Here is a 24,050-nt window from a genome sequence, read left to right on the forward strand (position 1 = left end):
TTTTGAGTTGTAGAGAGAGAAAGCAAATTAATTTACGTCTATTTTTCGATTATTATAGTTCCAGATTCAATGGAAGAGGAAAATATAGCGGGTACATTGTAATAAAAATTTGCAAATTTTTATTCTTAGTTGCTTATTTTTTGTTTTACAATAAATTAACAATAGAAACCTTTTTATAAAATTTATTGACAGTAAGATGAATACAAATGATAATATTTTGAACAGTAAAATTTTTTAAAAGGTAAACTATACAATGTCTCTCAAAATACGACCTTCTCGTTTTGGTTTTAATCTATTATCTAGGGGAAAACTTGCTACATTTTTTATGCTAATTACCCTTTCAGTACCAGTAAATGCGACGTATCATCGAATTGTTTCTACTACAGGAAATGCTTCTCAAATTATTGCAGAATTAGGATTGGCGAATAATCTTGTTGCCGTAGATACCACAAGTACGTTGCCTGCTGATATTATGAAAAATAAACCTAAAATTGGTTATCGTCGAGCATTATCATCGGAGGGGATTTTAGCAATGAATCCTGATTTGGTTATTTTAGCACCTGATGCAGGGCCTCCAAATGTTATCGCTCAACTTAAAGCATCAAAAGTAAATACCATTACCATTGCTGATAAAAAATCATTAACTGGTGTTGTGGATGATATTAATTTAATTGCTGAAACCTTAGGTGCGACTCAGCAAGCCAAACCACTTGTAGAGCGTATCCATTCAGATAGTGCTGTCATTACTAATATTATTAAAAGTTATCCATCTCAACCTAAAATCGCCTTCTTTATGGATGGTGGTGTTGATCGCTTTATGGGGTTTGGTGATGCAACAGCTGGAGATGGAATGATTAATATTGTTGGCGGTCAAAATATTTTTAAGAATCATTTTAAAAGTGTTAAACCTGTTTCTTTAGAATCATTGTCAGTCAGTGATATGGATATGATTATTATCGCTTCTCGTGGAAGAAGTGCAGATAGTTCAGCCAAATTAGCATTGGCGTTAGATAAATATGCGAAACTTGCCGTGACTAAGGCAGGAAGAAAAGGCTGTGTGTTTACCATTGGTATTGTAGAGGGATTGGGATTTGGCCCTGATTTAACACAACCAGCAAAAGAAATTGCTCAAGCAGCAAAATTATGTGTAACTAAAAAGGAAGAATAAAGTGATGGAATCATCAAACGTTAAAATTACAGACAAAAATATGAAGCAACACGACCGTTATAGTACTGGAGATGTTGATGCTCAAAAAATTTATTTAACTAATTTTTCTGGTGAATTAAGTACGATTAGCCGTGAGGAAAGTAAGTCAGTTGGTTATCCAATGGGATCTGTTGCACCTTTTATCATTGATCATACTGGCTGTCCTGTTATTTATACTGCAACTGTTGCAGAACGAACTAAAAATATTGTGGCAAATTCAAAAGCGTCACTGTTTATGCGTGAAGTAAGACGTAATCATCGCATTGAAACAGGTTGGCGATTAGGAGTAATGGGAGATTTACTTGAAATTGATGATAATGAAGATTTAATGCGAGTCAGAAGAAGTTATTTCCGTCATTATCCAAAAGCAGCAATGTACGAAAATTTTCACGAATTTAAGTTTTATCGTTTAAATGTAAAAATGGCACGTGTTATTTTAGGATTTGGTCGAATTGCGTGGGTTGAAGGAGATGTGTTAAGAAGAGCCTCTGTATTTGATGAAAATACTGAACAAAAAATAATTGAACATATGAATCAAGATCATATTGAAGCAATGGAAAAATACCTTGCTCAAAATGATGTGAAGTTACAATTAGGCGTCAAGCCTGAAATGGTTGCCGTTAATCAATTTGGGGTAACTATTTCTTATCATAATCATCTCCATTTTATTGCTTTTGAAGAAGAGGCCTTAGATGCTAATGCTGCTCGCATTCAATTGGTAAAAATGGCAAAAGCATAGTTTGATGAATAACGAATATTGTTCTAAAAAGAAAAAAAGGTTGTTTTCTCAACCTTTTATTTTTGGTGTGTTGATTTTATTGCTACTAATAAGTATTTATTTTGGTGCTCGGGTTGGTGCTGTAGAGGTGGAAAATGCTACTATTTTACGGTTACTTAATGGAGAAGCAACAGCAATAGATAATACCATTTGGCAAATTTTAGTGAATATTCGTTTTCCTCGAGTTATTGCGGCTGTTTTAGTCGGTGGTACATTAGCGATTACGGGGGCAATAATGCAAGGGCTGTTTCGTAATCCTCTGGTTGATCCTGGCATTATAGGTGTGATGTCAGGCGCTTCCTTTTCAGCTACATTGTTCATTGTGTTAGGTAGTTTGTTATTACCTCTTCCATTCGTTTCAAATAATTTTACTTTGCCTTTTTTTGCTTTTTTAGGTGGTTGGGGAATGACAATGGTGTTGTATTCCTTTTCTAAGAAAGGCGGAGTATTAAATATTTCTTCAATGCTGTTAATTGGTATTGCCTTTGGCGCCTTAACAGGGGCATTAACGGGTTTACTTACCTATGTTGCAGATGATGTTCAACTACGTTCTATTGCGTTTTGGGGAATGGGAAGTTTAACTGCCTTTGATTGGGAAAAACTAGCGATTTTAAGTGTGGTATGTATTGTTACTCTTCCACTATTATGGCGAGATTCTGCTATTTTAAATGCGCTGATGCTTGGTGAGAATGTTGCAGGGCATTTAGGATTTGATATTGAAAAGGCAAAGCAACGACAAATTCTATTGGTTGCTCTATTAGTGGGTGTGTGCGTTGCATTTTCTGGTGGAATAGGTTTTATTGGGTTAGTGGTTCCTCATATTGTGCGTAGATTAGTGGGAAGTGATCATCGATTAGTATTACCTGCCTCTTTCTTATTTGGGGCGATATTACTGACTTTATCAGATGTCATCTCTCGCATTATTATTATGCCAGCAGAATTACCAATTGGAATTTTAACCGCAATGATAGGGGCTCCCTTTTTGGGCTTTTTAGTATGGAGAGGAGCAAGATGACACCTATTTTAACTGCTGAAAATATCTCCTTTAAGGTAAAAGGGCGAAATTTAATTGATCATCTCAATATAAATATTATTCAAGGATCTTTTAATGCGATTATTGGGCCTAATGGTGCAGGTAAAACGACTTGTTTGAATTTGATTAATGGTGATCTTAAGCCGCATACTGGTGTTGTATTACTAAATGGTAAAAATTTACGTACAACTGACCGCTTAAAATTAGCTCAAAAACGAGCCGTGTTACCACAGCTAATGCATATTCCTTTTACAATTAAAGCTAAGGATATTGTTGATTTAGGGCGAGAGCCTTATCGCTATCAATATAGTAAGAAGCAACATCAGAGGGTGGTTTTAGATTGTTTAAAAAAAATGGATATTATGGATTTAGGTGAGCATGATTATGCAACTTTATCTGGCGGAGAACAACATCGAGTTCAAATTGCCCGTACTCTTGCCCAAATTTATGCTTATTCTGATGAAGATCTTACAGGAAAAATTCTCTTTTTAGATGAACCAACTAACCATCTTGATATTCATCACCAGTATAATTTAATGTACCTTTTAAAAGGCTTGCAGCAAAAGGGATTAACCATTATTGCTGTAATGCATGATTTATCTTTAACATTACAATTTAGTGATTATATTGTGTTACTGGATAGAGGCAAGAAAGTGGGTGATTTTACGCCTGATGAGTTGGTGTCAAGTAATGCATTATCGGAAGTTTATAAGATGAAGATGAATATCTTATGGAATGAACAATTTCAGCGTTATTTATTTTTACCAAGTTTGTAATTAAGGCATAAAGGACATAAATAAAGCCGAATACAATATTTAAATTGTATTCGGCTCTGTGTTTTTAAATTTAATTAAAAGCGTTTATTTAGCCGCTTCTTCAGCATTTTGTGGTGCTGGAGTATTTTGGATAAGACCAAACTTAACAGCTAGGTCATTTTGCATTTTTTGAAGACCTTGAGCATTCACAATTAATGATTCACGCTTCTCCATTGCCGCTTTTTTAGCTTCATCAGTTTTTGCTTGTTGAGCACTCTTAGTAAAATCAATGGTTTGCTCTAACACAGTCACCATTTTATCACGTAAGCTTTTAACAGCAGTATCTTGTATACTCATTCCTTTATATTTTTGGATTGCATCTTTCATCACACTAAAAAATTCATTAGAAGCTGATTGAAGGGCTTCTTTATCTTGATTTTTATTTGCGAGTACAATTTTTTGTTGAACAGCATCTAGTGCAGGGTTAAATTCATTATCTAAGCTTATTAACTGTTGGAATTCTGTTTTTGCATCTACAGCAACTTGTTCAGATGTTGCATTTGTTGAAGCACCAATACTACTTAGCTGATCACAGCCCATTAGTAAAACAGAGAGTAAAGCAACAACACTAAATTTGGTAATATTCTTCATTTATTTAAAAGTCCTTGGGTAAAAATCAAATTAAATCATCAATAGATGATTGCCGTATTATATATTAGAGAGAATTGATAATCCAATAGATTGTTGTAGTAACCTATTTTTTATAAGCGGGAGCTGATTTGTTACGCTTAGCCCCACTCCTCTTACTAATTTTTTCACAGGGTTATCGCCTGCGAACGTCTCTTTTAAGACGTCCATAGCCCCTAAAAGTTTCACTGCCTCCACTTTTCTTTTTCTTTCATAATCACGTAATTGACGATATTCGCCAATATCAAGCCCTTTTGTAAGGTTTACTTTGATTTGATTCGCCATTTCAATTGCATCTGCAAAGCCTAAATTAACCCCCAGTCCTGCAAGAGGGTGGATAGTGTGGGCAGCGTCACCTATTAAAGCAACCCTATTTTGTGCAAAATTACGACAATAACGAGCAGTAAGCGGGTAGATCCCTCGAGGATTTTGCAAATCTGTAGTGAGTTCACATAATCCAAGCTTATTATCAAAAGCAATGGTGAGAGCTTTATTAAATTCAGTTATATCACAACTTACAAGTTGGTTAGCTTTTTCTGGTGGCAGTGACCATACAATAGAACAATGGTGTTCATCCTTAAAAGGTAAAAATGCCAAAATACTATCAGGAGAAAAAATTTGCCAAGCAGTTTGTTGATGAGATTCTTGTGTGTTTACATTACACACTAAAGCTGTATGTTGATAATCTCTTGAAATCAAAGGTATATTCATTTTGGAACGCACCCAAGAATTTGCACCATCTGCGCCAATGACTAATTTAGACGTCAGTATTTCATTATTATTTAAGGTTAAAAATGCTGTAGAATCGTTGATTTCAAGAGTTTGCGGTTGTGCTAAAATAATTTCAACATTCTGCTGGTTATTCACTTGTTGCCATAGTGCATTTTGAATATGTTGATTTTCAATAATAAAACCGAGTTGATCTAAACCAAGAGATTTAATTTCATTTGTTTCATTATCAAATTCAATTTTGGCAAAACTATCTTTTTCCCATACGTGCATTTTTGTATAAGGAGAACGTTTATTTTCAGGAATAGTTTGCCAAGCCCCTACTTTTTCTAGCATTGTTTGGCTAGCAAAATTGATCGCACTGACTCGATTGGTTAATAAATGAGGTTCAAAAAAAGGTTGTGATTTTTCAATAATTTTAATTTGGCAATCTGCTTCTTTTAACAAAGCCGCTAATGCCAAACCAACCATTCCTCCACCAATAATGGTTATATCTGTATTTTTCATCAATTTATTCCTCTGGAAAAATGTTGATATAGTTTACCAATTAATACTTCAAATCTAAATTTATTTCGTTCAGCGATTTATTCAGTTACTATTATAGTATCACCGATATTTAATGTACCTAACTTAGAGCCGTAACCGCACACACCAAACATCGGTTTTTTATCAATTATACGGTATTGTTTCAAATAATTATCTACCGCTCTTTCTTTATCCAGTGTTTGAGGATTAATACTCGGAATAGCACAGCGTTCACACAATTTTGTAATAGTGAGATCAATCTGTTCCGTAGAAACTTTTTGCCAATTATCTTCACTAAAAGCGTCTAAGATTTCATCAGATTTATTTTTAGCAATTACCATATTTGGACGAAAACGTCTTACATCAATATCACAATCAGGTAATAATTGCTGAATATGATTTAATGAAGATTCTGTTAATAAATGTACCGCTTGACCATCTTGAAATAAAATATTTTTTTGGGCATTTAGTGTATCAATAGGGCGAGTCGCCAATAAACGAACATTACGCCCAATAATTCCACTCAGAAAATCAGCGACTTCATCACCTTGATCAAAAGCAGGAATATCACGTTTCCAAACAGTTGTATTGACAGGAAAAATATATTGCTTTTCAAATGTTATCTTATCTTGATTAAAAGTGAGTTGAACGCTTTTTTCATTAGGTAATTCAACATCAATATGTGCTAAAATTTTATCACTACGCTGCGTAACAAATTTTCCAACGTCATCTACAATCATCATCTCTCGATCATAACGCAAACCACTTTCTAATAAATCTACCGAAGAAACGGCAACCCCTTTACAAGACTTAATAGGATAAATCCATAATTGAGAAATAACCATTTTGTTACCTTTAAAAATGAAGAAATAGTATTTCTCATCATAACAGAAAAGAAATGAAGTGGTTAAATTTTGTTAAAAATTTTCAAATTATTGAAAAGAGATGAAATTCTATGCTATATTTTCATCAATTAAACTCACAAAAAGTAAGGAGATAAAAAATGAAAAAAATAACATTTCTTTTAATATTAATTGCAGGATTTATGCTTACTGCTTGTGATAAAAAAGATGCATGTTTAGATAGTGGTGGGAGCTATAATGAAACCTCTCAAAAATGTGAAAAATAACAATATTCTATTAGGTTCAAGCAATTTGCTTTTCTTAACAATTTAATCAAAAGGGGAATGAAAAATGCACTCGACCATTCAAGATATTTTAGATACCGTAAAATCCGATGCCTTAACTTGTCAGCAAAAAGGAATGTTACTGGCTAATATTGCTGAACGATTAATCAATCCAAAAGAGCTGTTAGGTTATACTGAAGAAGAATATAGCTATATTGAAAATCATATGATTTGTGATTTGAATGAAGGCTATGCGATTTATCGTCCACGCTACATTTTGCCTGATTATAATGTGTATATACAAAAAGGGTGTCAGTTTTTAGATTTGCCTGTGCCAACGAATTTAGATGAAGTGTTAGACGGCTTGTTGATTATTTATTCCCACGTGCCGTCAATTACCACTTTCCCTGTGTATATCGGTCGTCTTGATCTATTACTTGATCCTTTTATCACTGATGAAGAACAAGATTACATTAAAATTAAACGTTTCTTAAATCACGTGGATAAAACTGTCCCAGATTCTTTCTGCCACGCTAACGTTGGACCAGTGGATACCAAAGCAGGACGCTTAATCTTAAAAGCAGTGATTGAGCTTGAAAACCCAACCCCAAATATGACCATTCGTTATGACAAAGCACAAACTTCTCAAGAATTTGCTGAGCTTGCAGCGAAAGCCTGTTTATTAGTATCAAAACCATCCTTTGCTAACGATCCTTATTACAAATCAGAACTGGGGGAAGCATACGGTATCGCAAGTTGTTATAATGCCTTACCTGAATGTGGTGGTGCTTATACCTTAACTCGTTTACGTTTAGGGACAATCGGACGTGCTTGTAAAACTGTTGATGAAATGGTCAATCATTTATTACCAAAAGTGGCAAAATTAGCTCTTTCTACAATGGATAAACGCCATAAATTCTTAATGGAAGAAAGTAATTTCTTTAAAACCGACTTCTTAGTTAAAGAAGGCTTTTTAGAACCTCATAACTTTACTAGTATGCTTGCAATTGTTGGTTTAGCTGATGCCACCAACCATTTATTACAATGTGAGGGCATCGATGAAACCTTTGGTAAAAGTGAACGTGGTGAAGAAATTGCCACTGCCATTATGGATAAATTAGAAGACATCACCAACGCTCACAAAGGTGTTTATGTAGAGCGTACCAACGGACGTTATCTACTACACGCTCAAGTCGGAGCAAGTATTAATGAAGAAGATAAAGCGAACAACCCTGCACACCGAATTCGTGTAGGACAAGAGCCGTCATTATTGCCACACTTAAAACAATCCGCCCCTTATCATAAATATTTCCCATCAGGCACAGGGGATCTATTCGCCTTTGATCAAACCTATGTCGATCATTTAGATGCGGTGGTGGATATTATTGATGGCGCATTTGCTAATGGCTATCGCTATATCACAACCTACCTTAAAAATACCGATTTAATTCGTGTAACAGGTTATCTTGTGAAGAAAAGCGAAGTGGAAAAATTCCGTAATGGCGAAGCCGTAATGCGTGATACCACTTGGTTTGGTTCAGGTACAGATGAATGTGCCCAAGTCTTTGATCGTCAATTACGTGACGAAAAAGATGTAAATACAAAATAAAGTGAAAAGAATGTGTTTTATAAGAAATAATAAATTTAAGTATTTCTTGATAGTTATCATTCCAGCTCTATTTTATAGTATGTTTTTCACACAGTTTTTTCCTAATATCTGGGAACTACTTATTGAAAAGAGCTATTTTATACCAGATGAGAGTAGCATTTTTACTTTTAAGGCGACTAAAATGAATGATGGTTCAGGAGATTGGTGGTTGTATGGGGAAGATGAAGTCTATTATTATGCTTTAAATATAGAAAATGAGACACCAAAATATTTTAAAGTAAAGAAGAATAAATTGGAATCTTTTGACCCACTCAGATATAGCACTTGGAAGAAACAGAAGTAAGCTGAATTAAAAGGAGAAAATCTTTCTCCTAATTTACTTCAACTTCTGACTACGTATTTATAGGAGTTTCGTGTCTGATGAACCACACAAATTTGGGTTACAGATTTAGAGAGAATAGTCTTGATAGTAAACCACTTAGCGAAATCACCCTCCCTCTACATCGGATTATCCCCTTTTCAAATGTAGAGGGAATGGGTAATCGTACCAGTATTTTTTTACAAGGTTGCAAGCTAAATTGTTTGTATTGCCACAACCCTGAAACTATTCCTCGCTATACCGATGAAAGTAAAAAAGTCAGTTTAGATTATCTATTCCAACAGGTAATGGACGCTGTGCCTTTTATTCGTGGTGTAACGGTTTCAGGCGGCGAGCCTACCATCCATTATAAAAAATTAGTGCCATTATTTAATGCTCTAAAAGAGCAAGGATTAACTTGTTATTTAGATAGCTGTGGTTTTTTTGATTACGATAAAACCGCAGAACTTATTGAGGTTACCGATAAATTTTTATTTGATTTGAAAGGGATTGGTGACGGTTTACAAACACTGTGTTTTGATCGTAAAAATCAAGCGGGTAAAGTGCCAACTCAACTTATTCCAACCATCAACCATATCAAAAAAGAAAACCTACAACGTAATTTAGAGAATTTAGAAAAATTACTCAAACTGGATAAAGTGGAAGAAATTCGCTTAGTAATGATCAACGGTTTTTTTGATGAAAAATTATTGATTGAAAAAGTGGCACAGTTAAACCCTCCAAAAGAAGTTATTTTCAAAATAATCCGAGTGCATAATAAAGGTACAAGAGATCCTGATGGCTTAGCTCCTTATATTCCAACTACTGATGAAATAGATCATTTGGCTAATTATGCCAAACAGTGTGGATTTGAGAACGTCGTAAAAATTTATTAGAAAGTAATATTCCCTATTTTTTATGTGAAGAGATAGAAAATCCCCTCTTTATTATTCCATCTTGCTCGATTGTTTTTTTTTGTACAATTTGTTGTGTGTTTTCACAATATGATGGATGGAGATTGAAAATGAAAGAAATGGTATCTTTTTGGACGGACGTTGAAGAAGTTTACAATGATGATGGGCTAATATTGATAAAAGGCTATTATGATGAAGCAAGAGCAATTGGACTTCATTGGAATAATCAATATCCCTCATCTCATAATCGCCTTACTCCTTTTTTTCTTAATAAAACTTACGCAAATGCGTTATTAACAGCACTTTTACATAAAGCATTAACAGAAAAAGAGCAAAACCCTTCACACATCGCATCATTAAATAGTGCAATTCAATTTATAACTAAAATATCGGAGTAAACAATGAAAAAATTTATTTTCATTGCAGGAATGACAGCTTTTTTGACTGCTTGCAATGTCAATGATATTGATACTGTAAAGAATGGTATATTAGAGCTAAATAAAACCTTAACAGTTGGGGAAGCAATTGATAATTATAAAGGCTGTAAATCTGTGAAATGGGAAAGTTTTAAAGCGGATAATGGTACAAAAATAGTACAAGCCACTTGCCCATTAACAGAGAGTGTTAAAGAGCAACTATTTTGGTCTGATAATATACAATCAGAATTTCTTCAAGCTGGTGGTAATCAAATATGTAAACAAATGACTGCGTTGATTGATTTCTCTCTTCAAAATAATTTTAAAGATGAATTAGATGAAGGAAAGAAGTTTTGGACACAAGAGATAGGAATGAATGTTGATACCTATTTTCAGATGTCTGAAAGTAATAATCCTAAAAAAACAGAAATGGATTTAGTGTTACAATTTTCAATCAATAAAGATCAAACCTTTCAAGTTGCCTATATTGGGACACAATTTCAATTTGAACAAGGAGAAAAGCAAAATTATCCTACTTTTGATATGAAAACATTAGATAGTATTTATAAAAATCGTGTGCCAAGCATTGTAACGGGAGTAAAGACGGTATCGCGGAACACAAAATATATGTATCCTTTTTTAGCATTGTCTTGCCCTTATGCTAATCAAAATATGACGACCAAATAGGCTTTTTTCGTATAATTGACTAAGCGGTAAGATCTTACTCAAAATTTGCAAAAATTTTATTACATCTTACCGCTATTGCATCGCTATTATGCTGATTCTATTCCAAAAGAAATGACTTCACTAATATTTTCGGCATTCATTGCGAGCATTAATAAACGATCCACGCCTAATGCAACACCAGAGCAATTTGGCATCCCTGCTTTTAATGCTGCAAGAAAACGCACATCAAGCTCTTGAGGCGCTAAACCCATTTTTTCACGCTGTATATTATCTTGTACAAAACGACTAATTTGTTCATCGGCATCTTGTAATTCATGAAAACCGTTGGCAAGTTCAAGACCTTTAAAATAAAACTCAAAACGTTCTGCGACACGGTGATCCTCCGAGCTAATTTGAGCTAAAGCAGCTTGAGTTGCAGGGAAGTGGTATATTGCGACAGGACGTTCTTTGCCTATATTTGGCTCAACGATTTCACTGAATAAAAATTGCAGTAAGACATCTCTGTTTTCATCATCATCACATTGAAAACCCTGTTCACGGGCTTTATCAACTAACTGTTTTTTCGATGTTGAAAGAGGATCTAAGCCTACGTACTTTTGGAATACAAATTGGTAACTTAAGGATTCTGCTGGCTCACAATCTAAAATATGTTGTAATAAATCATCCACTTCATTGATTAAACGATACATATCAAAATGAGGACGATACCATTCTAACATAGTAAATTCTGGGTTATGTTTACTTCCCTCTTCTTCATTACGAAATACTTTACAAAATTGAAAAATAGGGCCTGAGCCAGCCACTAAGAGGCGTTTCATATGATATTCAGGGCTGGTAATTAAAAATAGCGTTTTTGAATCATCATAAAATGGCGCATTAAATTGTGTTTTAAATGTAGCTAAATTGATGTCCGTTACTGAGAACTCGCTTAGGAGAGGTGTTTCTACTTCGAGTAACCCTCGCTCTGTAAAAAATTTACGAATACTCGCTATTGTTTTTGAACGTGTTAATAAATTAGAAATAGGCGCTGTTGGTTTCCAATCTATATTATCTAATTGCAAATTTTCCATAAAATCTACCCGCTTGATAAAAAATAATATGTGGATTGTAACACTATCATTTTTAGATAAAAACCCCTTTAATTGCGAGTGGTTATCAGTACATTAATAAGAGTGATTTCACAATTTGAGATAGATCACAAAATAGTCATTAATCATCAATAAAAGTTATAAATTTAGTTAAAAAAGTGGCAAAATCTACACTAGGTAAGATTTTAATATAGAACATTTTTTTAAGAAGAGTAGGAGTATATTGTGAAGACTGTTAATGTTGATGTAGCAATTGTTGGTGCTGGAGGTGGCGGTTTGCGTGCAGCAATCGCAGCTGCAGAGGCCAACCCAAATTTAAAAATAGCCTTAATTTCTAAAGTTTATCCAATGCGTAGCCATACTGTGGCTGCAGAAGGTGGATCAGCGGCAGTAATTAAAGAAACTGATTCTTATGAAAAACACTTTCACGATACTGTGGCAGGTGGGGACTGGTTATGTGAACAAGATGTTGTAGAATATTTTGTTAAGCATTCTCCAGTTGAAATGACACAACTTGAACGTTGGGGTTGTCCTTGGAGTCGTAAAGATGACGGCGGTGTAAACGTGCGTCGTTTTGGTGGAATGAAAATTGAGCGTACTTGGTTCGCTGCAGATAAAACAGGTTTCCACTTATTACATACTCTTTTCCAAACCTCTATTAAATATCCTCAGATTATTCGTTTTGATGAGCATTTTGTATTAGATATTCTTACTGATGATGGTCAAGCTCGTGGCTGTGTGGCAATGAATATGATGGAAGGCACTTTCGTTCAAATCAATGCAAATGCTGTGGTTATTGCCACTGGTGGTGGTTGTCGTGCATTCCGTTTCAATACCAATGGCGGTATTGTAACAGGTGATGGTTTATCTATGGCATATCGTCACGGTGTTCCATTACGTGATATGGAATTTGTTCAATATCACCCAACAGGATTACCAAATACAGGTATCTTAATGACAGAAGGTTGCCGTGGGGAAGGTGGTATTCTTGTGAATAAAGATGGTTATCGCTATCTACAAGACTACGGTCTAGGACCTGAAACACCTGTTGGTAAGCCTGAAAATAAATATATGGAACTAGGTCCTCGTGATAAAGTGTCACAAGCATTCTGGCAAGAGTGGAAAAAAGGAAATACCCTTAAAACAGCTAAAGGTGTGGATATTGTTCACCTTGATTTACGTCATTTGGGAGCAAAATATTTACAAGAGCGCTTACCATTTATTTGTGAATTATCTAAAGCTTATGAAGGGGTTGATCCAGCGGAAGCGCCAATTCCAGTGCGTCCAGTTGTTCACTATACAATGGGTGGTATTGAAGTTAATCAGCAAGCTGAAACTATTATTAAAGGCTTATTTGCAGTGGGTGAGTGTGCCTCTTCAGGGCTACACGGAGCAAACCGTTTAGGTTCAAACTCACTGGCTGAATTAGCTGTTTTAGGTAGAGTGGCGGGAGAAAGTGCTGCTCGAGTTGCTTCTGAAGCAACACCTGCAAATCAAGCAATCATTGATGCTCAGGCTAAAGATATTGTGGCACGTGTGCACGAATTGGCTAATCAAGAAGGTGACGAATCTTGGTCACAAATTCGTAATGAAATGGGTGATTCAATGGAAGAAGGCTGTGGTATTTATCGTACTGAAGAAAGTATGCAAACTACAGTTAATAAAATTGCTGAACTTAAAGAGCGTTACAAAAAAATCAGTATCAAAGATACTTCAAGCGTATTTAACACTGATTTATTATACAAAATTGAGTTGGGTTATATTCTTGATGTTGCTCAAGCAATTTCATCTTCAGCGTTGGAGCGTAAAGAATCTCGTGGGGCTCATCAACGTTTAGACTACACCGAACGTGATGATGAGAAATATTTACAACATACATTGGCTTACTATAACAAAGATAGTGCACCAACCATTAAATACAGCGATGTTAAAATTACTACATCTCAGCCAGCCAAACGTGTTTATGGTGCAGAGGCCGATGCGGCAGAAGCTGCTGAGAAAGCCGCAAAAGCAGCTAAGGAGTAGAAAATGGCAGAACAAAAAATGATGACTGTTGAAGTGCTTCGTTATAATCCAGAAAAAGATAACGAACCTCATTTAACCAAATATCAAGTACCTTATGATAGCCAAACTTCACTTCTTGATGCACTTGGCTATATTAAAGATGAAGAAGAGCCAGAGCTTTCTTATCGTTGGTCTTGCCGTATGGCGATCTGTGGTTCTTGTGGAATGATGGTAAACAATAAACCTAAATTAGCCTGTAAAACATTCTTGCGTGATTACAGTGGTTATATGCGCATTGAACCGCTTGCAAACTTCCCAATTGAGCGTGACTTAGTCGTAGATTTAAGCCACTTTATTGAAAGTTTAGAAGCGATCAAACCTTATATTATTGATAATAAAGCCCCTGAGTTGGAAGCGCCTGTTGATGATAAAGAGTTTGCAGATGCACGTGTTGAACTTGAAAAAACACGTACTAAACAAACTCCAGCGCAGTTAGAAAAATACCGCACATTCTCAATGTGTATCAACTGTGGTTTATGCTATGCGGCTTGTCCACAATTTGGTTTAAACCCTGAGTTTGTTGGTCCTGCAGCATTAACATTAGCACACCGTTATAACCTTGATAACCGTGATAGTGGTAAAGCAGAGCGTATGAAAGTAATCAATGGTAAGAATGGGGTATGGAGTTGTACTTTCGTGGGTTATTGTTCAGAAGTATGTCCAAAACACGTGGATCCAGCCTCAGCGGTAAACCAAGGTAAAGTTGAAAGCTCGAAAGATTACGTGATTTCAATGTTAAAACCAAAGAAATAAGGAGTGTAAAATGACGACTGAAACAAGTAAACGCAAAACTTATGTGCGTGAAATAACGCCAACGTGGTGGAAAAAGTTAGATTTTTACAAATTGTATATTGCTCGTGAAGCAACAGCAGTTCCAACGCTTTGGTTTTGTTTAGTATTACTTTATGGTGTGATCTGTTTAGGTGGTGGCGTAGAAGATGTAAAAGAAAACTTTATTCCATTTCTACAAAATCCTGTAGTAGTAATTTTTAATATTATCACACTGGGTGCTGTAATTTTAAATACGGTTACTTATTACTTTATGACACCAAAAGTACTCAATATTATTGTTAAAAATCAACGTATCAATCCAAATATTATTACAGGTGCCTTATGGGGTGCAACAGCATTCGTTAGCCTTGTGATTTTAGTGTTGATGTATATTTAATGGGGGAGAAAATGAAAGAAATTAAACGTTCTGATGAGCCTGTTGTATGGCTACTCTTTGGTGCTGGCACAACGGTCAGTGCAATGTTCTACCCTATATTAGTGCTAATTATTGGTTTTTTGTTACCACTTGGTTTAATTGATGGTGGTGTTGAAAATCTAGTGGCATTTTCACAATGTTGGTTTGGTAAATTAGTGATTTTAGGGTTCTTGATCTTCCCTGTTTGGGGAGCAATGCACCGTATTCATCACGGATTACACGATTTTAAAGTGCATTTACCAGCAAGTGGAATAATCTTCTATGGTTTATCTATTTTATATAGTGTTTTAGTACTATTTGCTGTAATTAATATTTAATTGTAGAACTTTTAGGCAAAATGGTGGTCTGACAAAGTTGGGGCACCATTTTTTTATGCAATTTTTTATTTAATTAAAGGAATTTATATGAAATTTTTAAAAACACTTGTGATTTTGGTTCTTGCTACAGCCGTTTCGACGGTCTCGTTTGCAGCACCGAGTTCAAATTCTTCTAAAGCAGAGAAACAAAAAACATCTCAGATAGCGAAGAAAAAATCGAAAAAAGTGAAAAAAACGAAGCAGGTTAAGAAAGCGAAAAAAACGAAAAAAGCGAAAAAACTTGAGAAATCATCAAAAACTAAGACGAAATCAAGTAAACAAGCGGTCACATCTTCAAAGAAAAATGCAAAAAAAGCAACATCTAAGAAGGTGAGTAAAAAATCAGACAGCGTGAAAAATAAAGCAGAGTCTAAAAAAGCGAAAACAGAAAAGAAAGCATCTTCTGTGAAAAAAGTAGCGAATACAAAGAAATCGAAAACTAAAAAAGTAACAAAGAAAATGTCTAAAGTAGTGAATATCAACACTGCAACAGCGACAGAGTTACAGCAATTAGCGGGTATTGGACCTAAAAAAGCAAAAGCGATTATTTCTTATCGTAAGAAGGTAGGTAAAATTAAAAACATTACCGAACTTTCAAATGTGCAAGGCATTGGTGCTGCAACTATTAAGAATATTAAATCTTTTGTAAAATTTTAATTAAAAATAAAAATGAGATTGAAAAACCTAGTGTTTATGGCACTAGGTTTTTTTATGTATTTTACCCTCTAGCCAAAACCTAATTAAATAGGTACAATCAGACGTTTACATACAAGAATATTTCAACGGAGAAATTTATGTCGTGGAATGAGTCAGGTAATCAAGATCCTTGGGGAAAACCAGGGGATAAAAAGCCTGAAAATCAGCAAGAACCAAAGCAACCCAAAAGTGACCAACAACCTCCTGATCTTGAGGAAGCTTTTAATAATTTATTAAAAAAATTAGGTAGTTTTAAAGAGAAAGGAAAGGGTGGTGAAAATACACCTAATAATCCACAACCTCAATTTACAAAATTACTTCCTATAGCTTTAGGGCTAGCCATTTTAGTTTGGGCAGGATCTGGTTTTTATACTATTAAAGAAGCAGAACGTGGTGTAGTGACTCGTTTTGGAAAAGTAAATGAAATTGTTATGCCAGGTCTTAACTGGAAACCAACTTTTATTGATAAAGTTATTCCAATTAATGTTGAGCGAGTATCTGAATTAAATACGAGAGGTTCGATGCTGACACAAGACGAGAATATGGTTTCTGTTGAAATGACAGTTCAGTATCTGATTGAAGAACCTGCCAAATATCTTTTTAATGTTGTTAATCCTGATGATAGTTTAAAGCAAGCAACAGACAGTGCTTTGCGTTATGTTATTGGTCATATGACAATGAATGATATTTTAACCACAGGGCGAGCAGTAGTACGTGAAAAAACTTGGAAAGAACTACGTGATATTATTAAAACCTATGATATGGGATTATTAGTCACTGACGTAAACTTCCAATATGCACGTCCACCAGAAGAAGTGAAAGATGCCTTTGATGATGCAATCAAAGCACAAGAAGATGAACAACGTTTAATTCGTGAAGCAGAAGCCTATGCACGTGGTCAAGAACCGATTGCTCGTGGTAATGCACAACGTATTTTAGAACAAGCGAATGGTTATAAGGAAAAAGTGGTATTAAACGCAAAAGGGGAAACCTCTCGTTTTACACAACTTTTAACTGAATATAAACTTGCTCCAGACATAATGAAAGAGCGTCTCTACCTTGAGACAATGGAAAAGGTGATGAAAAATACACCGAAGTTAATGATGGAAGATAATAAAGGTAATAACTTAATGATGCTACCTATTGATAAGTTAATGTCAAAATCTGTGTCATCTAACAATCAAGTAAACCAACAAGAACAATCAAATACAGAATCATTACCAGCGACTAGTGTGATTGAAACACCTTCTGTTGTTTCACAACATAAAGAAGAAGTGGTAAGAGACTCAGTTCGTAAAGGGAGATTTGAATAATGCGTAAATTATTATTACCTATCATTGCCGTTATTATTTTTGCTCTTTATCAGTCTTTGATTGTGGTACAAGAAGGACAACGCGGTATTATGTTACGTTTTAACAAAGTACATCGTGATTCCGAGCATAAAGTTGTTGTGTATACGCCAGGTTTGCATTTCAAATTACCATTTATTGATCATCTAAAAGTGTTGGATGCACGTATTTTGACATTAGATGGTGCAGAAGACCGATTTGTAACAGTTGAGAAAAAAGATTTACTTGTTGATTCTTATGTAAAATGGAAAATTAGTGATTTTGGACAGTTTTATATGTCGACGGGTGGAGACTATCACAAAGCAGCAAATCTATTAAAACGTAAAGTAAATGATCGACTACGTTCTGAAATAGGTTCTCGCACTATTAAAGATATTGTCTCTGGTTCACGAGGCGAATTGATGGCAGATGCTCAAAAAGCATTAAATATTGGTAGTGACAGTGCTGAGAAACTAGGTATTGCTGTTATCGATGTTCGAGTAAAACAGATCAACCTGCCTAATGAAGTTTCTTCGTCTATTTATCAACGTATGCGTGCAGAACGTAATGCAGTAGCTAAAGAACATCGTTCACAAGGACAAGAAAAAGCAGAGTTTATTCGTGCGAATGTAGATAAAAAAGTCACTTTAATTTTAGCTAATGCCAATAAAAAGGCAGCTGAATTAAAAGGGGAAGGCGATGCAAAAGCAGCGAAAATTTATGCAAATGCCTTTGGGCAAGAGCCAGCGTTTTATAGCTTTATGCGTAGCTTAAAAGCATATGAGGCTAGTTTTGCAGAAGGAAAAAATAATATGATGTTGGTAAAACCAAATAGTGAATTTTTCCGCTTTATGCAAGCTCCTACAAAATAGAAGTATCTAAATAAAGCCCAATTTATTGAAATTGGGTTTTTTACTGTTGTATCTAATAATGAAAGAAAACAACAGCAATAACAAATAGAATCAATATATCCATAAATGGAGGCGTTTTAATTATGGGAAAAAGTGTAGCAGTCCTTGGTGCTCAATGGGGTGACGAAGGAAAAGGTAAAATTGTTGATTTATTAACAGACCGTGCAAAATACGTCGTTCGCTATCAAGGTGGACATAATGCAGGACATACCTTAATTATTGATGGAGAAAAAACTGTTCTTCATTTAATACCATCAGGTATTTTACGTGATAATGTAACTTGTATTATTGCTAATGGTGTCGTGCTTTCACCAGAAGCATTAATGACTGAGATGAAGGAACTTGAAGCTCGTGGTGTGGATGTACGTGGACGTTTAAAAATCTCTGAGGCTTGCCCTTTAATTTTACCTTACCATATTGCAATGGATAATGCGCGTGAAAATGCGTTAGGTAAAAATAAAATCGGTACTACTGGGCGTGGAATTGGGCCAGCTTATGAAGATAAAGTGGCTCGTCGTGGTTTACGTGTCAGCGATCTTTTTGATAAAGAGCACTTTGCTGAAAAATTAAAAGATATTTTAGATTATTATAATTTCCAACTGGTGCATTACTATAAAGCTGAACCAGTTGATTATCAAAAAACCTTAGATGATGTATTCGCTGTGGCTGATGTCATTACCGCAATGGTAGAAGATATCACAACCTTATTACACACAGCTCGTGCAAATGGTGATAATATCCTTTTTGAAGGTGCACAAGGCACAATGTTAGATGTCGATCACGGAACCTATCCATTTGTGACCAGTTCAAATACCACTGCTGGTGGGGTTGCAACGGGTTCTGGTTTTGGCCCTCGTAATCTTGATTATGTATTAGGTATTATTAAAGCTTACTGTACTCGTGTCGGAAGTGGCCCATTTACTACAGAATTATTTGATGATGTGGGTGCAACAATTGCCAAACGTGGAAATGAATTTGGTGCTTCAACAGGTCGTGCAAGACGTTGTGGTTGGTTTGATGCAGTGGCAGTACGTCGTGCCGTGCAAATCAACTCAATTTCAGGTTTTTGTATGACTAAACTTGATGTATTAGACGGCTTAAAAGAGCTTAAAATCTGTGTGGGCTACAAAATGCCAAATGGCAAAGTTGTTGAGTATGCACCAATGGCAGCGAAAGATTGGGAAGGTGTTGAACCAATTTATGAAACAATGTCAGGTTGGGACGAAAATACCTTTGGTGTGACTAATCGTGATGAATTACCACAAGCTGCGATTGATTATATTAAACGTATTGAAGAAGTAGTAGGTGTACCTATTGCGATTCTTTCAACAGGTCCAGATCGTGTAGAAACAATGATTTTTGATGATCCGTTTAATGCTTAATTAAACATAGAGAACAAAAAAACCTACGATTTAATCGTAGGTTTTTTTATTGGTGAATCTAAACTATGCTTTTTTTAAGAATTCTGATTTCAGCATAATCTTGCCACAATCTACATCGTGATCGCCATCAACTAAACGAATTTTTTTGTATTTTGTGCCTTTTTTCAATACTTGTGATGAACCTTTTAATTTTAAATCTTTAATTAAAATAACGTCATCACCATCAGCTAATAAATTACCATTACTGTCTTTTACAATTAACTGATCTTCATCATCATTTTCTACCTCTTCACCAGTCCATTCATAAGCACATTCAGGGCAAACAAATTGGATTGAATCGTGATAGGTATGTTCACTACTACATTTTGGGCAAATTGGAAATTCCATAAATAATCCTTAAAAACTAATAGAAAGTTAAAAATAAAAGCAATATTGTACTGCTTTTCAGCTTAGTTGTCTTGTCGGATTCGCCAAAAAGTGGCAAAACGAGGCTTACCTTTTGACGTAAATCCACGATATTTATAAGTAATCACAGAGCCAATAGCGGGTGGATTAGCACGATCTTTATCTGAAAAACCTGATCCAATTTTAAATTTACCGTAGCTATTTGAACAGCTAACAGAGCCCATTTTTCCTTGATATTTTCCTTTACCGAGATGATGAGCCGTTACCGTACATTCATCATCATAAACGGCTTTAAATTTTAAGATTTGTGTTGAGCGACCATTAATATAAGAAGCTTGAGGATTACGAATAACAATACCTTCCCCTTTTGATTTTTTAATATGTTCAAAAAAGTGAGTTAAATGTGCTTTATCTTGAATTGGAATTTGTTTAATGATTTCAATATAGGGGGTGGGGTGAGATTTCAAATAGTCATCTAATTGGCGTAAACGATCAAACAAGTCACCGCTTGCATTGGGAACATCAAAAACATAAAGCTTTAATTTTTGCCATTGTTGAGGCTGAGAGCCTCTTATGATGGCAGAAATGTTATCAAATTGACGTCTTTCACTGAATAATTCGCCATCAATGGCAAACGGTGGAAAGTTTTCAGTAAAATAATCAGGAGCAGAAAGGGGATAATTTTGTCGGCTAAGAAGCTGTTTGCCATCCCAAAAACCTCTGACGCCGTCTAATTTTTCGCTCATCACCCAGCCTTCAATAGATTGATTTTGATATTTTTCTAATAACATCAAATCAAGAGGTTGAGCCAGTAAATTAGGAATAAAAACAAAAGGTAACAGTAATCGCCACATAATAATCTCATTGAGTGTGAAATAGGGATTACTATAAAAAATGAAGGATTAAAAATCAGGGAAAAAAGCCTGTTTCTCGATCAAGATCGCAAAACTTAACAAACTAAGCGGTACGATCTTGATCAAAATTTACAAAAATTTAAGTTTATTTCAAACGACTTAAATCAATGTAATAACGAGCAAAACCATTATCATCAAGCTCCATTGCTTTCATTGGATAGCGACTATTTGTTTCCACAAATTTTGTTGCTTTATCACTTGGCGACGTTTCAACCATTAATGTTAAATCAGCTGCTTTGATTGGTTTAAATTGCCAATTGTTATCTGCTGATGGTGAAATTTGTCCTTTTTCTTTTGAAACTCGACGAATATAGTCTGCGACTATGCTACGGTTTTCATCTGGTGATGAGAAAGCCAGATGCGCTTTATCCGTTCCTGCAAACTTACCACCATAAGCACGGTAGTTATTGGTTGCGATTAAAAATTCTTGAGTTGGTTTAACTGCTTTACCTTTATAAGTCAAATTCACAATACGCTCTGCTTTAGGATCTTGTAATTTACAATCACCGTTATAACGTTTTGGTTGAGTGACATCAATTTGATAATTAACACCATCAATGACATCGAAGTTATAACTTCTAAAACCATCGTAATCTAATAAAGCTTGCTCATTTTTATTCGTTGGATCAATTTGATTAAACATACCTGCTGAACATTCCAACCACTCTTTTAATTCTTGACCACTAATTTTTAATGCTACTAATGTGTTTGGATAAAGATATAAATCTGCCGCATTTCTAAAGGTTAATTTACCCGCTTCCACTTCAGTATAATTAGTTGGATCGTTTTTACGTCCTCCAGTTTTAAATGGAGCCGCCGCAGATAATACAGGAATGTTCGCTAAATTTGGGTCGCCTTGTACAAAGCGTTCTACATAATCTTTTTGTGCTAAATTCACAATTTGTACTGTCGGATCATCTTGTACCAATGCTAAAAATGAATACATTGGCGCATCAGATTTACCTATTGGCTGATTAACAAAATCACGAGTACCTTTATGATCCTCTTTGATTACGTCACGTAAATGTTGCTCACCTTCCACTAATGCTTTACGTTCTTTTTTATTCCAAATGGCACGAGTTTGTGATTGTCCATCTGCTACCATCCATTTACCAGAATCATTAGAAAGCGTTAAATCAATTACTCCAATATGGCTTCCCCAACGCCCTGGCATTACAGCAGGAACACCATTAATGGTTCCGTTTTTAATATCTGTTTTTTCAATATTTGCATAATCAGTACTTGGGAAAATGGCGTGTGAATGACCAAATGCAATGGCATCAATACCTTTCACATCAGCGAGGTAAGAGGCAGAATTTTCAGCATTTAGGGTATGTTTTTGAGCAGAAATACCTGAATGAGGGATCGCAATGATAACATCCGCACCTTTTGCTTTCATTTCAGGCACTAATTTTTCAGCCGTTGCTTTAATATCTTTAACAGTAACTTTTCCTTCAAGGTTTTTCTTATCCCAAACTAAAATTTGAGGTGGCACAAAACCGATATAACCAATTTTAACGATTTGCGCATTGCCTTTTTGATCCTTAAATTTATGTGTTTTTATAATATAAGGTGTAAAGAAGTGTTTACCTGTTTTTGCATCAAAAACATTTGAGTTTACATAAGGGAAATTGGCACCTTTAAGGGATGTTTTTAAGAAATCTAATCCATAATTAAATTCGTGGTTTCCAATATTTGCAGCATCGTAATGCAGTTCATTCATTACCTTGTAAACAGGGTGTATAGTTTTTATTCCTGTTGCAGCAATATAATCGCCCATAGGACTACCTTGTAGGAGATCTCCATTATCTACCAGCACACTATTTTGTACTTTACTGCGAGCTTGTTTGATTAAAGATGCTGTACGCACCAAACCTAAATCTGCCGTTGGTTTATCACGATAATAGTTATAATCCATTATATTGGTATGCAAATCAGTGGTTTCAATAATACGTAAATTTAAAGTTTCAGCACTTGCCGTACCAAAGATCGCAAGGGTAATAAAAGCCAATGGCTTTAAGGTTGTTTTCATTTTAGAGCTCCTGTTATACAAAATAAAGGGAGTGCAATTTTAATCTATTTAAACATAAATTATTGAGAGGTAGATCACAAAATTATCTAAATAATGTGATTTTAGTGACATTTTGTAAAAAGTTTATCAAATGTGACCGCTTGTTTGTTACGTAAGTAATAATGATCATATGAAAAACTAGTATTGTTTTGATGACTAAAATTCATTTCTCGTTTTTTCTTCTTCGCTTTTATTATATTGTTGATAGGCTTTTTTACTGGCGTTAGCTGTTTTTTGATTCCTTAACTCTATATGAATTTCATAAAGACCATCACTCGGTGTGTGTAAGTATTTAAATGCCATATAGTGAGAACTGTCTTGTTTATAATTCAATGGTTTATCTCCATATGCATAATGATAACCTTGATTATAAGTACACTCACCCCAACACCATTCTTTCCAATGGTAAAAACTGGCTCGCACATAGTTTGAATGTAGTAGTGGTTTTTGAGAATGATTTCTTGCGATCAATTGTTTTAAAATACCTGTGTAATTCGGTTTAATATAATATTTTTTATATATTTCCATTGCGTATATTTTTTCTTTAAATGCCGCAATATGGATATTTATTGTATCATTCTCAAAATTAGCAAAAGAAGTGTCACCATAAGAGCCATAGCTATCCTGTTGTATTTTAAGATCAAATCCTTTTTTTAATAATTTACGAGTTGTCTCACTGAATGAATCGCATAGAGGTAATACCATTTTTCCTAGTATCGCTTTATAGCAGTTATTTTCTGCTACAGCGGTTGAGGTGAGTAATGGAACTATGATAAGTGGTAATAACAGATATTTCATATTCTA

26 protein-coding genes are annotated in these 24,050 nt (G+C 34.9%); 18 read left to right on the plus strand and 8 right to left on the minus strand.

Annotated elements, in window-relative coordinates; genetic code table 11:
* The first annotated feature begins 253 nt into the window (after nt 1–253).
* From A6B44_RS00790 to A6B44_RS00805, 4 genes are read left to right on the plus strand one after another with little or no spacing between them, the layout of a single operon-like run.
* Nucleotides 254–1,168: a heme/hemin ABC transporter substrate-binding protein gene (locus tag A6B44_RS00790; protein ID WP_090922148.1), complete on the plus strand. Its 915-nt coding sequence runs from the start codon at nt 254–256 to the stop codon at nt 1,166–1,168.
* 4 nt (nt 1,169–1,172) lie between these two features.
* Nucleotides 1,173–1,946: a HugZ family pyridoxamine 5'-phosphate oxidase gene (locus tag A6B44_RS00795; RefSeq protein ID WP_090922150.1), complete on the plus strand. Its 774-nt coding sequence runs from the start codon at nt 1,173–1,175 to the stop codon at nt 1,944–1,946.
* A 4-nt stretch (nt 1,947–1,950) separates the two neighbouring features.
* A complete protein-coding gene (locus A6B44_RS00800; protein ID WP_218061378.1) occupies nt 1,951–3,000 on the plus strand; it encodes a FecCD family ABC transporter permease in 1,050 nt (349 codons plus the stop codon).
* Nucleotides 2,997–3,794 (plus strand): ATP-binding cassette domain-containing protein, encoded by a 798-nt coding sequence (locus tag A6B44_RS00805; RefSeq protein WP_176673432.1) that lies wholly within the window; start codon nt 2,997–2,999, stop codon nt 3,792–3,794. The genes A6B44_RS00800 and A6B44_RS00805 overlap by 4 nt, the downstream gene beginning before the upstream one ends.
* 84 nt (nt 3,795–3,878) lie before the next feature.
* Here A6B44_RS00805 and A6B44_RS00810 read toward each other — a convergent pair whose 3' ends face one another.
* The 3 genes from A6B44_RS00810 to A6B44_RS00820 all read right to left on the minus strand — a co-directional run bounded on the left by A6B44_RS00810 (nt 3,879) and on the right by A6B44_RS00820 (nt 6,559).
* A complete protein-coding gene (locus A6B44_RS00810) occupies nt 3,879–4,424 on the minus strand; it encodes a PM1805 family lipoprotein (RefSeq protein WP_090922154.1) in 546 nt (181 codons plus the stop codon).
* A 57-nt stretch (nt 4,425–4,481) separates the two neighbouring features.
* Nucleotides 4,482–5,696, minus strand: coding sequence for an FAD-dependent monooxygenase (locus A6B44_RS00815; RefSeq protein ID WP_090922155.1), 1,215 nt, complete (start codon nt 5,694–5,696; stop codon nt 4,482–4,484).
* A 77-nt stretch (nt 5,697–5,773) separates the two neighbouring features.
* On the minus strand, nt 5,774–6,559 hold the full coding sequence (locus A6B44_RS00820; RefSeq protein WP_090922158.1) for an MOSC domain-containing protein: 786 nt from the start codon (nt 6,557–6,559) through the stop codon (nt 5,774–5,776).
* Nucleotides 6,560–6,717: 158 nt separating this feature from the next.
* On the opposite strand from A6B44_RS00820, the gene A6B44_RS10900 reads away from it, so the two are divergent.
* From A6B44_RS10900 to A6B44_RS00845, 6 genes are all read left to right on the plus strand, one after another.
* Nucleotides 6,718–6,843 carry a hypothetical protein gene (locus A6B44_RS10900; protein WP_256211148.1) on the plus strand — a complete coding sequence of 42 codons (126 nt, stop codon included), beginning with the start codon at nt 6,718–6,720 and terminating at the stop codon, nt 6,841–6,843.
* A 64-nt stretch (nt 6,844–6,907) separates the two neighbouring features.
* A complete protein-coding gene (locus A6B44_RS00825; RefSeq protein WP_090922160.1) occupies nt 6,908–8,449 on the plus strand; it encodes a YjjI family glycine radical enzyme in 1,542 nt (513 codons plus the stop codon).
* Between the two features lie 181 nt (nt 8,450–8,630).
* Nucleotides 8,631–8,792 carry a hypothetical protein gene (locus A6B44_RS00830; RefSeq protein WP_176673433.1) on the plus strand — a complete coding sequence of 54 codons (162 nt, stop codon included), beginning with the start codon at nt 8,631–8,633 and terminating at the stop codon, nt 8,790–8,792.
* A 77-nt stretch (nt 8,793–8,869) separates the two neighbouring features.
* A complete protein-coding gene (locus A6B44_RS00835) occupies nt 8,870–9,703 on the plus strand; it encodes a radical SAM protein (protein WP_090922164.1) in 834 nt (277 codons plus the stop codon).
* 128 nt (nt 9,704–9,831) lie between these two features.
* Nucleotides 9,832–10,119, plus strand: a complete 288-nt coding sequence (locus A6B44_RS00840; protein ID WP_090922166.1) for a hypothetical protein — start codon at nt 9,832–9,834, stop codon at nt 10,117–10,119.
* A gap of 3 nt (nt 10,120–10,122) precedes the next feature.
* Complete coding sequence (locus A6B44_RS00845; RefSeq protein WP_090922168.1) at nt 10,123–10,824, plus strand: lipoprotein; 702 nt, start codon at nt 10,123–10,125, stop codon at nt 10,822–10,824.
* An 86-nt stretch (nt 10,825–10,910) separates the two neighbouring features.
* Here A6B44_RS00845 and epmA read toward each other — a convergent pair whose 3' ends face one another.
* Complete coding sequence (epmA, locus tag A6B44_RS00850; protein ID WP_090922170.1) at nt 10,911–11,894, minus strand: elongation factor P--(R)-beta-lysine ligase; 984 nt, start codon at nt 11,892–11,894, stop codon at nt 10,911–10,913.
* A 243-nt stretch (nt 11,895–12,137) separates the two neighbouring features.
* Here epmA and frdA point away from each other — a divergent pair, with 243 nt between their 5' ends.
* The 8 genes from frdA to A6B44_RS00890 all read left to right on the plus strand — a co-directional run bounded on the left by frdA (nt 12,138) and on the right by A6B44_RS00890 (nt 19,856).
* Entirely contained in the window at nt 12,138–13,937 is a 1,800-nt protein-coding gene (frdA, locus tag A6B44_RS00855) for a fumarate reductase (quinol) flavoprotein subunit (protein ID WP_090922172.1), read from the plus strand.
* A gap of 3 nt (nt 13,938–13,940) precedes the next feature.
* On the plus strand, nt 13,941–14,729 hold the full coding sequence (locus tag A6B44_RS00860) for a succinate dehydrogenase/fumarate reductase iron-sulfur subunit (RefSeq protein WP_090922174.1): 789 nt from the start codon (nt 13,941–13,943) through the stop codon (nt 14,727–14,729).
* Between the two features lie 10 nt (nt 14,730–14,739).
* On the plus strand, nt 14,740–15,144 hold the full coding sequence (gene frdC / locus A6B44_RS00865) for a fumarate reductase subunit FrdC (protein ID WP_090922176.1): 405 nt from the start codon (nt 14,740–14,742) through the stop codon (nt 15,142–15,144).
* Between the two features lie 11 nt (nt 15,145–15,155).
* Complete coding sequence (gene frdD, locus A6B44_RS00870) at nt 15,156–15,500, plus strand: fumarate reductase subunit FrdD (protein WP_090922178.1); 345 nt, start codon at nt 15,156–15,158, stop codon at nt 15,498–15,500.
* An 87-nt stretch (nt 15,501–15,587) separates the two neighbouring features.
* The gene (locus A6B44_RS00875) at nt 15,588–16,196 is read left to right on the plus strand and encodes a ComEA family DNA-binding protein (RefSeq protein WP_090922180.1); all 609 of its coding nucleotides are present in this window, start codon (nt 15,588–15,590) and stop codon (nt 16,194–16,196) included.
* 137 nt (nt 16,197–16,333) lie between these two features.
* Nucleotides 16,334–17,548, plus strand: coding sequence for an FtsH protease activity modulator HflK (gene hflK, locus A6B44_RS00880; protein ID WP_090922182.1), 1,215 nt, complete (start codon nt 16,334–16,336; stop codon nt 17,546–17,548).
* A complete protein-coding gene (hflC, locus tag A6B44_RS00885) occupies nt 17,548–18,435 on the plus strand; it encodes a protease modulator HflC (protein WP_090922183.1) in 888 nt (295 codons plus the stop codon). Before hflK ends, hflC begins: the two co-directional genes overlap by 1 nt.
* A gap of 122 nt (nt 18,436–18,557) precedes the next feature.
* Complete coding sequence (locus tag A6B44_RS00890; protein WP_090922185.1) at nt 18,558–19,856, plus strand: adenylosuccinate synthase; 1,299 nt, start codon at nt 18,558–18,560, stop codon at nt 19,854–19,856.
* A gap of 63 nt (nt 19,857–19,919) precedes the next feature.
* Here the strand turns inward: A6B44_RS00890 and A6B44_RS00895 are convergent, their stop codons facing one another.
* The 4 genes from A6B44_RS00895 to A6B44_RS00910 all read right to left on the minus strand — a co-directional run bounded on the left by A6B44_RS00895 (nt 19,920) and on the right by A6B44_RS00910 (nt 24,044).
* On the minus strand, nt 19,920–20,243 hold the full coding sequence (locus A6B44_RS00895) for a zinc ribbon domain-containing protein YjdM (RefSeq protein ID WP_090922187.1): 324 nt from the start codon (nt 20,241–20,243) through the stop codon (nt 19,920–19,922).
* Nucleotides 20,244–20,305: 62 nt separating this feature from the next.
* Nucleotides 20,306–21,115: a DNA ligase gene (locus A6B44_RS00900; RefSeq protein ID WP_090922189.1), complete on the minus strand. Its 810-nt coding sequence runs from the start codon at nt 21,113–21,115 to the stop codon at nt 20,306–20,308.
* A 145-nt stretch (nt 21,116–21,260) separates the two neighbouring features.
* Nucleotides 21,261–23,207 (minus strand): bifunctional 2',3'-cyclic-nucleotide 2'-phosphodiesterase/3'-nucleotidase, encoded by a 1,947-nt coding sequence (locus A6B44_RS00905; protein ID WP_090922191.1) that lies wholly within the window; start codon nt 23,205–23,207, stop codon nt 21,261–21,263.
* 195 nt (nt 23,208–23,402) lie between these two features.
* Nucleotides 23,403–24,044, minus strand: coding sequence for a hypothetical protein (locus tag A6B44_RS00910; RefSeq protein ID WP_090922193.1), 642 nt, complete (start codon nt 24,042–24,044; stop codon nt 23,403–23,405).
* Between the last annotated feature and the right edge of the window lie 6 nt (nt 24,045–24,050).

It is taken from the genome of Pasteurella skyensis, from assembly GCF_013377295.1.
Classification (GTDB): domain Bacteria; phylum Pseudomonadota; class Gammaproteobacteria; order Enterobacterales; family Pasteurellaceae; genus Phocoenobacter; species Phocoenobacter skyensis.